The organism is Longimonas haloalkaliphila (assembly GCF_055379825.1).
Genome location: NZ_AP043948.1, coordinates 1,921,959 through 1,936,272, shown reverse-complemented (window position 1 = coordinate 1,936,272; position 14,314 = coordinate 1,921,959). Strand labels below are relative to the sequence as shown.

Genomic DNA, 14,314 nt, shown 5'->3' with positions numbered 1-14,314 from the left:
AGGACCCGACACGGATGGGTTAGGGGACGTTGATGGCTTCTTCAGGCCTACTGGTCAGGCTATGGTTTCCATAGATATCGTAGGCTGTGACCTCGTAATAGACCCCGGCGCGTCCGCTTTCGTCGACAAAGTGCGTCGTTCCAGCCGGTATAATCTCTTCGTGAATCGATTGAGGTATCCCCGTTGCAATCGGCATCTTCCGTACACGGTAGCCTGCAAGATCTTCGTCTGGAACGCCCTCCCACTGGATCGTGACGCCGTCATCACCCGCGACAGCCCGTACGCCGCGTACGGTTCGCGGCGCCTGACTATCGCCGATTGATAGTCGCGCTTCGGGGGCACGCGGCCCTACATTTCCTGCGTCGTCCACCGCCTCCACGGTGTACCGGTACCGCTGGCCTTTTGTGGGGAACCGGTCTTCAAACCGAAGCCCACTGGCGGGCAAGCGTGCGATTTCGCGAAATGTGCTGTCTCCAACTGCGCGATAGAGCACATAGCTGGACACATCAAGCGACGGCGACGAGTCCCACGAGACCAAAATGCGCTGTCCACCGGTCGTGTACGCCTGAAGCTGGCCCGGCGCGGCAGGGGGTACATTATCTGGAATCTCAATCGTCAGAGCACGGCGCGCGCTGCTGTTGCGCGTGCTATCGACCGCGGCGATGCTGTACCGGTATGTCGCCCCTTCAGGAAACCGTCCGTCGGGGCCTTCGTCCTCGTATGTTGTTACGGTGACGTCTTCGTTGTTGAGCTGGACTCCCAGTTTCAAGCGCCCACGCTCCACGCGGCGACGCAAAATAGAGTAGGTTTGGAGATCAGGAGCGGGCTCCTCGTCATTCCAGGAAAGACGTACGATGTCTTCCTCGGCGTCGTAGGCCGCCTCAAGACCTGTGATGGGTGCAGGTGGGGAATGGTCTTCGACTTGCCCCATGCCTGCTGCACTTGGTGGGCCTTCGTTTCCGTTATCATCCACGCTGACGACGTGATAAAATAATGTTTTTGCTCCGTACGCCCCAATAGTGGTGTCCCGGTAGGCATCCTGATAGACAGGCAGAATGTCGTCGTGAAGCGGCTGCCAAGCGGCGAGCGAGTCGACCCGGTTGGACCGGTACACGCGATAGCCGACCACATCCAACTCTTCAAGCGGGTCCCAACTGATCTCGACCTCACGCTCTTCGGCTTCGGCCTGAACATTCTGAACCTGTCCAGGCGGAATGTTATCGACCGGCGAGAACGTCATACGCGCCGTCGTCCGCTGATTGGCAATGTCGATGGCTTCGACGACAATGTGCAGCGTGGTATCGAATGGGACTTCCATGTTATACCGGTACTCCGAGATGTCGCCACGGCGAAACACCGGATACGTGCTCACCCGCCGTGCTCGCGACGGCTCCCCTCCTGGGTACTCGTAGATCTCGAAGTAGCCGACGCCGTCGTAATTCTGGCGGTCTGGGCGCGGGTACTCCCACTGGATGGTGCCGACGTGGGCGTCGTTGGAGGCCGTCAAATTGACGGGAGCCGCAGGCTGACGGGCCTGAAGCGACACGGCGCCCTGGATCGATTCGCCGGCGGGCTCGCCGAACGCGTCCACGAACTCGAAGCGGTACACTGCCTCATCAGAGTCCTGCGGCGGTTGCTCGTCCACGTAGAGACGGCCGAGGGCCCGAGCCATGCCCGGGTACAGGAAGGTGGCGATGCCCGCGCGGATGCGGTCGCCTCGGACGTTAAACAGCACCTCGTGAGCATCCATTGTTGTGCGGGCATCGTTCGCTTCCAGCGAGCTACCCTCGCCGCTGGTCTGTGCCTCTTGCAGCGACTGCGCAAGACGGGCATACGGGCGGGGGTCCATGAACTGGAGCAGCTCCTGCCCTGACGTTGCGCCGTACACCGGCTCGTCGGTCAGCTGGATAAACCCACTCCCCGCATTGCGGTAGATATGATAGCCGTAGCCGAGCGGAAGATCTTCGGTATGGTACACCCACACCGCACCGTCCACACGCGCTTGTCCCATCACAATCGATTCCGCATCCTGCACCTGCTGCGCCAAGGCGACATATGGAGTCGCGAGAAGAAGCAAGAGGAATCCCCATCCTACAAGAGCGAGACGCATCGAGCAGGGCAGAGAGGTAGACATGTACATCATGAAGCGTAAGGGGATTGAAGCGGTGCGGCGGTGGATTCGGGGCTGTGGGGCATGGACACGCTTCTCGGGCGTATCGGCCTGTATCGTCTACGTGCTGCTATGGCGCGTTCTGCTGCGTGCGATTACCGGGCACGTCGAAGATCAGGCATGACGGCCGCCGGTCCAGCGTCGGGTTCGCGCGTGTCCGTCGCTCCTCTCGGGCCAGACAGGCTTCCTCATAGGTGGCGTTGATGACGCGAGTCCGCGTCAATCCCTGACCGTTGGTGACCTCGACTTCGAGCGACCACGGCGTCGGCGCACCGAGCTCTTCGCGGGAGATGGTGAATGTCAGTGGAGAAAGTGGCGACAGCAGACCTCCGATTCCACCTGTACCCCTTTCATCGGTCGCATCTCCGTTCTGATGGTCGTGCAACACCACCCACGAAGCATCACCGTTCGCGTTGAGGAGGCGGTAGCGCACGCGACGGATGCCCGACTGCCCGTCGTAGACGTTCGAGATTTCGCCGTCCACGGCGCTGGGCGCCCGTGCGCTGCGCTGCTTTTCGAGTTGCACCACCGGTTGTTGCGGCGGCGTGTCGTCGCGATTCGGCTGCACCCAACTGGCTCCTACATAGTGCGACACCTGCCCCTGGTTATTCACCGCACGAAGGGTGACGTAGATGCGCCCTGTGTGCTGAATATTGGCGAGCAGTGGTGCCAGCTTAAAGTGGCGGGCCTTCCCCGGGCCACTCGGAAAGAGATCGGTATCCAGAAGCGTCGGCGCCCCATCATCGGGCCACGCTTGTAAGTCCGTTCCCCCCGGTTCGGTACCAAGCGCAATCTGATAGCCGGCAACCCCGGATTCCGGATCGACCGACGGCTTCGTCAGATACAGGTACTGGTTGCCAGGCGACGTAACCGCGTCGGGAAGCTGCGGGCGTGTGGGGTCTGCAGCCTGAAATGGCCCTTCGGTGCGAACCTGAGTCTGACCGAACTGGTCTTCCACATGGAAATGCAGGTAGAACGGCTCCCACGTGCCTGCGTCCGTGTAGGTCCGGTAATACTCGATGCCGTTCGGCCCATTGACCGCGACATCGCGCTGCGATCCGTCGTACCGCCAGGGACTGAAGGATTCGCTGTAGTCCCAGTTGATGCCCTCGTCCACGATCTTCTCGGGGAGCGGCAGCGTCTTGACCACATTTCGTGCGTAGATCGCATTCGGGTTGATGTCCTCGTATGTCGTGACCAGCACCCGATACGGCGAGCTTCCGCTCTGAAAGTCAATGTCTTCGCTAAATGTGCGTGGAACGGGGCGACGAAACGCCATCAACGGTCGAGCCTCCTGAGCTGCAATTGGGGCTTCATGCCTCGGAGCATCTGACACGGGTTCGTTTGTGACACGTAGCGCCCCCCTTGTAGCATCTGGGGCCGGACGTGGGAACCAGTTGAATCCTCCTCGGAGTGTTGGCCCGCCCAACGGCGCGGCAAAGGTTTTCGAGTAGCGAGAGCGCCAGGGATTTCTTGTTCTATTTTGGAACGCACCCCGAGCACGAATCTCAACCGAGAAGAAGGTATGATCATCCCACAAGCGAATGTACAGCGGGTGATCCTCCGTGTATCGTACCCTGTGCAGGATCTCTCCCGTTTCTGTTTCTTCCCGGACGTAGGTATCGGGCGCACGCTTAATCGGCGTCCAATCGCCATAAACATCTCCCTCATCGCCTACACGGTGAAGGCGGTACTCAAACACGAGAGAGTCGGCGGTTGTCCCGGTCGCTGTCTTCGCGCTCAGCGTCGCCGATGCAGACATCCGCGAAGCATCCACCGTGTCTCTACGTACCACGTGATAAGGCGCTATGTATTCTCCAGCATGGATCTCGGTTTCTTCTTGGATGTCGACCGTTAGCGGCACCACGCTATGGACGTAGCTACTGCGGAGCGCGCGTGGGATCTCAGCGAAACTCCCAGGGAAGCTAAAGTCAGCCTCGTAGAAGTTGATGTTCCTAAACGGGGTGAAGGCCATGTTCCCGAAGTTGTCCTGCACCTGAATCCCAAAGGCTTCCTGGAGATATCTTCCCTGGCGCTCTCCTGGGCTATCATCAGCTTCATTGGCAGACAGGATGATGTCGCGATCGATACGTGTTTCCAGGATCCATGCATCATGCCCGTGCTCGTCTCCCGGATGATGGTACGTGCCTGTGAGAATCTCCCAGTCGAAGACGGAATCGGCCTCGTCCAGCTCGCCGCGTTCAATACGAATGTTCTCTTCACCGGGCGTCGTCCTTCGGCCGTTAAGGTAACCTCTCTCGTGCGGCGTCAGCTCGCGAGGTTGATCCAGGTTGTCCGTGAGCTTAAATACAAACGGACGTGTTTCACCGGGTTGCGCCCCTCGCGCAATGATCCGAACCGGGATTTTGTCCGCAGCGGGGTCGAGGAAGTAGCGGCTACCATACCGATTTTGGATCTCACGAGCCATGATCTCAACATCGAACGAGACCTCGATATCTGGATCCGGATCGGCCATGTCGACCTCTTCCGGGTCTTCTTCGGTCGGTGTGACCGTACCGATCGAAGTGCTCCCATTATCATACGTGTACACCCTGTACAAGGGCGTCGGCTCTTGGTCGAACCGAATCGTAAAGGGTTCAGGCGTAATCCGGTACTGCACGCCGCTTGCGCTTCGTACACGCAACTCAAGTCCTACTTCTGTCGCTGTCTGAGTTGTGCGAGTCTGTGGGAGCGCGATCTGAAAACGTGTGCGATTCCCGATCGACCCACCAATCGGCTGAGAATCCCGATCTACGCGCACGTACGAATCAACAAGCGTTGATCCACTCGTTTCCCACGCTACATTCAGCGTCGCGACGGGCCGATTTGGCAGTTCTTCGTCTAATCCAGGGATGTCTTGAAAACTGGGTAACCGCGTCGGGAATTTCCTGGAGATCGTGGTAACATCCTCGACAGTAAGCTGCTCGTAACTGATGTCGACCGCCCGATTGAACGATTCCAATCTCGGCGGTCGCAACGAGCGCAGGTAAGCCTGTTGTGCGTCCAGTGCAGCTTCGGAGCTTACATCTAAATCAACTGCCGTCGTTTCACGATCCGAGGCCTGCTGTTCCGTAGTCTGCTGCCCGTCCGCTGTCTCTTCGGCCCCTGCATCATCCTGAGCGGTTGCCGTCTCCTGGGTCTCTGCCCATTCGCTGTATGCTTTGTACATCGTCGCAAGCTTCTCGGTGAGCGCACTCTTTCTTGCATACGCCCTGTCCAGCCGGTTGGTGTAACTCGACCACTGCTCGCCGACATCATCCAGCGTGGTTTCATACGGCGCGATGACGCGGTCGTGGTACTCGTCGTCACTGACGATGTAGCTCATTTCGCCCTCAGTGAGCGTTGTGAGCGCCTCGTCGGGCATGGTAATCCACAGATTCCTGCCGTTTTCCTCGGCAAGATTCAGAAGATTGTAGTAGTCCTGGACCTCACGCCCCATGTCCTCGGTCCGAATGCCGCCGTATGCGGCCGTGTGGAAACTAATGCCGTCGTACTCAGCTGAGGGCCAGGGGGACTCAAAGTCAGCAAACTGATTCCAATAGTAGTCAAATCTGCGGGTGGGATTTTTAGCCCGTTCGTGATCGAGACGCCAGAAGTACGTACCAATCCGGTCATCTGCAGGTTGGAGATTGTCTCCTGTATCCGGGTCATATCGTCTGAAATAAGAGTCATTAGCGATTTGCATGTCCCGCAGATAGGAAGCGTAGTCTGAGTAGCCCAATTCTTGATAGTATTGGGACTGCGACGGGCACTGCGCCGTCTGTGCTTCCAGCAGATTACGCCACTCTGCATCTGGATACGCCGTGTAGCGCGTTTGTCCGCTGAGAACGCATGTGTTTGAGAGAGTCGTCTGATTCCCGTCGTATGTGCCGTCGTTCAGGTCGTCAATCACAGCACGTCTGTTTGCAGCAAGAAGAGCGATGTGTCGCTTCACATCGAGGATTTTCGTCGCATCCCACTGCATCTCCGGGTCGACCAAAGGCTTCAGCAACGGCTCCCCATCTTCAGGGCCTGCGGCACCTTCTTTAACCACTTGAAATTTATTGCGAATAACCTTCGCCCAGACCCATGCCATTGCGTATGTGCGACGCCGAGCTTCGACCAGGGCTCCGCTTTGCTCTGTCGCGACGGCGAAGTCCGCACCGAATGTGGACAGGTTATCCTCTCCCCCGTACATCAGGCTGTCGAGCCTGGCGAGGCTCCCATCAATTTGCTGGATGCTTTGAATAAACTCGGTCGAATTGGTTGAGGCTGCGGCCCGAAGCCCATTGAACGCTTCCCGCTGCCTGTTGACCTCGCTCGCATCAATCGCAAACCCGCCCCCATCGGTGCGCGTAACCGGCGAGGTGCCTCTGTAGGCCGATGCCGCGACGAACTCTGCATCGTCAAGCGTGGCATCGATGGTTTCGTACAGCGCGTCCAGCCTCAACGCACGTTCATTCAATCGATCAATCGCATCGTTGAGCGCCTGTGCTTCTTCTTCGAATCCGTCAAGTGCAAAATCTTCAACCTTGAGGATGCGGGCGACCTGATTGAAATAGTCTCTTTGAATGGATGAGATGCCCACTTCGCCCATGTAATCGAACCATGCGTTCTCTATGGCAAGCATGTCATCGACCGCCTGGCGACGGACCCCAATCGCTTGTGCGATTAACTGCCGGCCCGCGTCCTGTGCTTCTTCGTCCGTAACCGCAAAACTTCCCCAGTCGCGTGCGGCTTGCTGGACTTCGTCCATTGCTGCTTGCGTTTCTTCGGCGGCGCCTCGCAGGTCGCTCTGCGATTCCGCCACGAGGGTCCGAAATCGGTCATTTGTTCCCGTTCCGCCATCAAGGTCAAGTCCGCTCGGCTTTGCTGTCGCGGAAAACCAGAACGATCCTTTCACTTCAAACACACTGAAGAGATAAAACTCTCCGCTCCCGCTTCCAAAGAGCATGTAATGATCGTTTTCATTCGGAACGACGCCGAGTTGCGCGCTAAGTTGGGCATGCCCCAGCACCACGATACTCACTTTCGCTTCGGCTTCCGCAAACGCGCCCACCTCTTGCTGCACGGCGTTGTACCAGAATTCGATACCGGCGTGAGCGTACAGGTTGACGATCGCAAAGTCTTTATCCAGCGTGTAGTCCAGCCCAAACAGAAACCCCGCATCGTTGATAATGAGACCGGCCTCTGATGTGATAAACGCTGCCGAGGTCGGGCTCGGGTCGTCGGGGAAAATCTTGAGCCCCAGGTATCCTGCGATCCCCCACTGAAAGTCTTCCTCAGAAGAAGCCGGACGTGTGTCTACCCCGTCCCACCGTTCGCCCGTGGATGCATCGACCACGACGTTGGTGAAGAAGACATCGAGTTGCCCCCTGCCCGACGCGATTACCTTATCGGTGGCGGGAACGCGCTCGGCGTAATGCAGGCGCACCCCTCCCTGCAGTCCCTGAATCTCAGGCTGCCACAGCACCGCCAGGTACCCCCCGAATTTGACCCCTGATTCGGGGGGGCAATCCAGATTAGTGACCGACGAGGAAAGTCCCCCCATCGCATTGGGCGTGTTGAGCTTTCCGGACAAATCCAGCGTAAAGAACTGGTCAGTTACCGTTATAAGGGAATAGGTGTTCGCTGCATAATTCCCGGCACTCCCGCCGATACCCGCTTCGGCGTACAGCATAATGGCGAGTTTCAGATCGTTGCTGCGCGGCAATCCGTTTGGATTTTGGCTCGCGAAGTCGCCCCCGGTCAGGCCTCGAAGGCCCTCATACACGTCCGTGATATCATCTGCCTCCGGGTTCCAGAAAAAGCCGCCCCCCGCTCCATTTAGATCAACGACACCTGGGACAATCGGTATGGTGAATCCGGATCCTGCCAGGAAGAACCCGATGGAGAGTTCATTATTGATCGTAGAAAACTTACCCTGAGCGAGAAGCCCGTAGCGTTCCTTGAATTCCCCGGTCGCTGGGTTTTTCCCGATCCCGAGAACGGCCAACCCGTCGACTTCGACGCCGACGTTTGTGCCCGATGACTCCGTTACCTGCGTCTGGACTTCTACACTTCCTTGAATAAAGGCTTCGACTTGCCCACTCCCACCCAACTCGATTCGGGCCTTACTTAGCTTAAAGTATGTGTCGCCCTCCGTTTTTTCGTAGTAGACAATCTGCTCGACACTCCCGCGAAACAGGCTGCCCTCGAACGCATCAGCGTCGCCTGCTGTCTGGGTCGCTGGGGTTGTCGCTGGGCTATCGGGCCGGTTCCCCGGTGGTAAAAACGAATCTGGAGATCTGTCTGAGAACACAGCCAGGCGAAGTGCCTTTGGAGAGCCCGTCTGCGAGTCTGTGCCACACGCTGAGAAAAGAAAGTATTTATCCACATCCGAGACTGTCTCTGTCGTCCATGACACCTCGCTGTCCGTCGTATCTGCTACCGGCACCGGGCGGTCAAAGGACAGCGCATCGGCGCTTTCATTTTGCCGGGCGCCCCAGTCTATGCATCCAACTTCCATGGCCATGTAGCTATCTACGGCGAGCATGAACGGCCCCTGCGGCTCGCCCAGGCTCAGCGTATCTTGCCCGACCGTAAACCCTTTGATTCCAAACTGGCCCTGTACCTTCGGGAGATCCAGCGTGGCGTTTCCTCCCATGGTCACGTAGGCCCGGTCTGGATTGACAGCGAACTGTGTGATCGTCGCTGAAAAAAGTCCGCCATCTACACTCAGCAATCCGCTCTCGGACTCTGCATTCAGGTTCCAGCCCATGCTGAACTCGAATCCATGTTGGTTGGAGGCCGTGAAGAAGGAGCCATCTCCAGGGTCTCTTTCTTCGCCTTCGGACGAATTACTATCGGTGGGCTCGTCCGGTGCAGATGTTTCACCATCTCCCTGATCGCCTGCGCTTGCATTCCGGAAGCGGAACCAGATCCCGCCGCCTGCTGCAATCATCCGCGGATCCCCAAACATCATCGTTTTGTATGCGCGCCCCTCGCTATCGGTACGTTCAGCCACATTCACCACCCGGTCGTTCCCTGACCGAATATTGCTGCCGCCCAGGTTCTGCCCTGTACGTTGCCTATCTTGCCCCATGTAAACATGAAGGGCAAGCGCGGTGCTCAAGCGGAAGTCCGTGTTTTCGAAGTCCAGGTCAAGGCCCAGTCCCGTTACCTCGAATACAGCCTTGTCGCCAAATGGAATTTCAAGCGGCGAGCCGTTAATCTGTGGATCGTAGGTCGCTGAGTAAAACGCGTCCTGCGTTTCCTCGTCTGCCTTACGGACGAACGACTGAATCTGCTCACCGGAGCTGGCCGACTCTCCATCGTCGAATATACCGTAGAGGTTGACCTCGAAGCTGTTGTCAGTAAATCCGGTCTGCAGAATCCCGGTCAATTGAATATTCGAGTCGTCGGAGTCGCTCTCAGTGTTCTGCGTTGCCGTCGGCGTAGCGCTCTGCCACTGGCGTCCAGACCGAAGCGACTCTTTCTTCTTCATTGTCGGAATGTCGGCCACGACCCCGATCCGCATAAACGCATCATTGTCGCCCCCAGGCCCGCTGTCTTTCATGCCGAGAGCCAGGTAGTCTACGCACACGCGGTCGCCCACGATGGAAATGGGCTTGTAGCCGGCCAGCAGGTTGATTTCGCCTTCTCCAAACCCGAGGTCGCCGTTGGTTGTGAGTCGCATGCCTTCAAACGCAATCGCCGTCGCCTCGTCGGGGTCGGAGGTCACCTGCGCGTTCGAGCAGCTGTGTTGCACCTGTGCGTTTTCTCGCTCAAGCTCTGCTCTCCCCGTAATCCTATCCCGGACCCGACCCAGCCCATAGGCCGGGTTGATAGCATCGCTTTCTGTGGGTTCGTCCTGGTACCGCCACGACCCGTCCGCATTCTGCTCGACCTTTGCGGCATTGAACACGAGCCCCCCACTGAAGCTGACGGCGAGCGCAGCAGATTCCTCGACCCTGATGGCCAGCGTATTCGGCTCGGGCTGCAGGATAAGGAGGTTGCGCCGCACTTCCATCTGCTGCTGGTCGACCGTGTTGGCTTCGACGGTAATGCCGTCGGACCCGAGACGCATCTTGTCGATCGCGATGTCGAACCCGACGGAGAGTCCGGGGAGCCCCAGCGTGCCCGCGAGCTCCAGCCCGAAGCCCGGACCGTCTGGGATGGTCATCCCGCCGGCCTCGTACGTGAATGTTCCTTTTGTGCCGACGGGTAGCACGCCCCCCGACGCGTTATTTTCTGGTGTCACGTTCCAGGCCGTTCCCGACCACGAAGCGTCGTAGTGTACCACCGCAGGGCACGTCTCAATCGTGGCTGATGCTGCATACGCGCTCGTGCCATCTCCTCCGCCCAAATGGAACGGCCCCGGCTCCTGCTCGACAGGGGCGCCGTAGGCACACCCCGCATTCGGATCCAACTCTACCCGCCCAAGCACCGGACTCGTGATATCGCCATGGATACGGAACTGGCCGTTGGCATAGTCGATGGTCGCCCCGCGAGACAGGACTGTCACGGCCTCTTCGATTGTATAGCTCTCTCGTTGAGCCGTCGGGGCTGTCTCAGCGAATGTCGCATCGTAATGAACCGTGTCGATTGGGGCGGTCGTATTCATGCTGGCGGCATGACGATCGGACGGTTGGACACCGACTATGATCTCGCCGTCAGCGAACCCGTTAGTCGCGGCGATGCCTTCAAATGGAATCGCCAACCCGGCGCCGCCTGCATCCATGTCCATGTCCATCGTGCCAACGACTGTGAGCCCCTCATTTTCGCTGTACTCAATGTCGTGGATGCGGAGCGGCGTACCGGTCACCGTGGCGGTGTCGGCAAGCGCCGTTCGGGACAGTGACTGGAGTTGAAAAGCATTATTTACGCGAATATCGTAGCTGATGGCTCCTTCCGAATCGCCCAACCCGACAAAAACGACGGGCGCGGGCGTGCTATCTTTCGTCTGGATGCGCCAACCGCTCGCGACCTGTTCGGTGGTGACGAGAAGCGTTCCGTCAGCGCTGCGGAGCGGGAGGTAGCCGATCTCTTCGGTGCCCAAAGCAATCCGGTCTGGCAGGTCTGGAGTCTGTGATTCTGGAACGCCCTCAATCTGCAAACCGCTCGCATCAACCCAGGCGCGAAGAGCTGCCCCTTCTTTGAGATCGACGCGTCCGCTCGTTACGCGCATCGTTGTCTCGAAGGCAAACGTAAGCGCGTCGTACGCAGCATCCAGGCGCGTTTCTTCATACAACGTCGCATCTGCGCCGGTACCTATAGTTGTGGTGTACGAACCGGTGCCAGACCCATCCACCTGTAGTCCGGCCCGGGTCAACGTCTGCCCGGAAGGAACCGTAAGCCGCAGTGCGTCGGTGGCAGCGTCGGGGAGCGTCTCGCTATCGGCTATCGACCACACCAGGCTCGGAAGCGTCCCGGCCAGAACAAAGGACTCGTTGAACTGAACCTGTCCAGACAGAATCTCGTGGCCTTCGAACGGCACTTGTAGGGCGTCGAACGTCACAGGGACATCGGCCGGCCCCACACGTCCGTCTCCTCGAAAGGAGAGTCCGGTGGTGGTAATGTCGGCGGTCTCAACCCGAAAGTCGAAGACCGGTGCCTGTTTGGGATAAGACCAGTGAATATTCTGCATCGTAAGGTCGGACTCTCTCACCTCACCACTCACAAGATCCATGGCATACCGTCCGCTGCCCTGTCCGTTTGTGAACGCACGGCCGTCTGCAAATGTAGCCGCCACGGTGCCATCTATAATCACCTGTTGCACACCGCCATCGTAAGTGAATTCGACGGTCGAACCGGATGACGTGCCCGTGGGCGTGTAATCCAGCACCAGCGGGTCCTGCGCGACTGTTCCACAGACTGCGTGGGAGGCAGGGCCGTTCACCGACGCCAGACCAGCATTGCTCTTCAGCATGACTTCTGTCTCGTTCGAGCACTGGGAGCCGGCTGCGTCTGCCCCTGACAGCGTCACGATGTTGCTTGTCGCAATTTGGCCGCGCAGGCGCAGGTCGACGCCGTTCGCCTGCGGACCATCAAGCGGAATCACACGACCGGAAACCGAAGAGACGCGAAATACGGCACTTCCCAGCTTTACATCTGCGCCCCCATCCAGTACCCGCTCCAGCCATTCGCCGTCGATTCCGTTCTCTACAAAACGCGCATTTTGCACGGTGAAGGCTTCTTGCGACAATGCCGGCGAGCGGTCTACAAATCCCGGAAGCCTTGCTTCGAAGTCCAGATCAGGGGAAATCCCCGACGGCTGCCCGGGCGACCACGCAAACCAGTCGAAGGTTGTGGTCGGCAGGCGCAGCCCAATCAGCCCGAGCCGAAGGGCCCCGTACTGGAATGGACGAATCTCTGAATTGGTAGAGCCTTCTTGCTGAAACGACTGGCTCGGAATAAAGAATCCGTCGCGGTCCAGCTGAACATCCGCAAGCGGCACCGTGAACGGCACGTCGGGATGCCCGATTTCTGCGGCGAGAGTTGCGCGAAGCATCTGCGAGCCATCCGCCCGATACACCGCCTCCAGCGTCTCCACGCGATTTAGATCGAGCAGAGCATCGCCGAGATCAAGCGGCGTCATGTCGGTATTAGGGAGGCTCGTGACGCCAAAGAGCTGAATCCCGGATGGCGTAACCTCCATTTGTAGCTGCGCACCCGCTGCAGGCGAGGCGTTCTGCTGAATCAGATACGTACCGTTCAGATCTACATTGTATGTGGGATCACCACCCAGCAGAGGTAGATTTAGCGTCGCCGTGACCTGTGCGGGTTGAAGAACCACATTGTCTGATCCCTCCACGATGCGGATGTCATCGCCTCCGAGTTTCGAGTCGGTACCTCCAATACGTCCGTCTGGACCCACGCGGTAGCTCAGTGGCTCACGCTGTGGCAAAACCCCTTCCAGGACACGGAAATGCCCGTTCATGCGCAGTCCTCCATTGATCGGGTCGTATACAATCCCGGTTAGCAAAAATGGAAGGTTTCCCCATGTGGACTGCCCGAAGTCAAAAATCGGATTGCTGGGACTTTGGATCGCTGCGACATTCCCGTCCAGAAGGGTGGTAGTTACGGGATCAATCGTGAGGTACGGATCGAACTGGGCATCAACGGTCACGTAATTCGACTGCCAGGTGCTCCGAAGCGCGGGCACATGAATGACTGGAGCCGCGTCGCTGTTAGCGCCACTGTTAGCGAACGTGACGCTCCCATCGCCATTCACCTGTGGATCGACCAGCCACTCGCCATCGGGAGCGCCGTTTTCGCGGACGCGTAGAAAGGCAAGGTCCGAAGTGGGCAGTGGAATATCGGCCGGGATTTGTGCGAGGATGCGCTCCTCATCCCCGATCGGAGTCTCTGCTTTCGGCACGGTGAGATGAAATCCATCTCGGTCCAGCGTAGCAATCGTTGTGAGACCACGGACGAATTCCGCTTTCCCCGTCCGGACCTCCAGCGGATCTCCGTCGAGAACAAAGTCGGTGCTAAACTCGACGGTCAATGCGCCCGGCCGAATCGTCGCCTCGCCTGGCCGTGGTTGCGGGTACTTGATCATACCCACACCTGTCCCTGTGATGCTCATCCCGTTCAGGTTTACCTCCACCTCTCCGGGCTCAAAGATAAACCCGGCGTCCCCTTCAGATGGAAGCTGGATCGTACGGCCACTCGCAACGGCTTCCAGCGCTCCGACATCGAACGTTCGGGTCGTCTCCTCGGATGATGTCTCTTCCAGAAGAACAGCCTGCAGCGCGAATAGATGTGGACGAGGCTCCTCATCTTCTGCATCCGCCTGTGCAGGGTTACGATCGCTTACCTTTTCGTCTGAAGCCACCGAAGAAGCCGGCGAATTACGAACCGCGTTCGCATCTCCCCAATCAGTATCTCTCGTTACACCACGGATTGGTACATCTGTATAGACGTGAGTGGCCTTCACGGAAGACGAAGCGTTGGAAAGCCCGCCTGCCGCGACACTCGGAAATGCCCCGAACGATAGGAGAGCAGTCAGGACGCACGCAGCAATCAGGCGTCTTGCACGATTCCAGAGCAGCAGATAAGAAGTCTCAAGCTTTACCATTTGCAAGAATGCATGTTAAACGCTGGAAGTCTGTAAAAGAGGAACTGCCTGAAATTGCATTTGCGTGCTCAAGCATGCACTCCTGTTTATGCCAATGCATT

The 14,314-nt window shown here is 58.3% G+C and carries 2 protein-coding genes; both read right to left on the bottom strand.

Annotated features, from left to right (window positions below; all coding sequences use genetic code 11):
* Positions 1-19: 19 nt before the first annotated feature.
* The gene (locus ACZ48V_RS07575; RefSeq protein WP_464538145.1) at positions 20-2,134 is read right to left on the bottom strand and encodes a fibronectin type III domain-containing protein; all 2,115 of its coding nucleotides are present in this window, start codon (positions 2,132-2,134) and stop codon (positions 20-22) included.
* 106 nt (positions 2,135-2,240) lie between these two features.
* Entirely contained in the window at positions 2,241-13,970 is an 11,730-nt protein-coding gene (locus ACZ48V_RS07570) for a hypothetical protein (RefSeq protein ID WP_464538144.1), read from the bottom strand.
* Positions 13,971-14,314 lie beyond the last annotated feature (344 nt).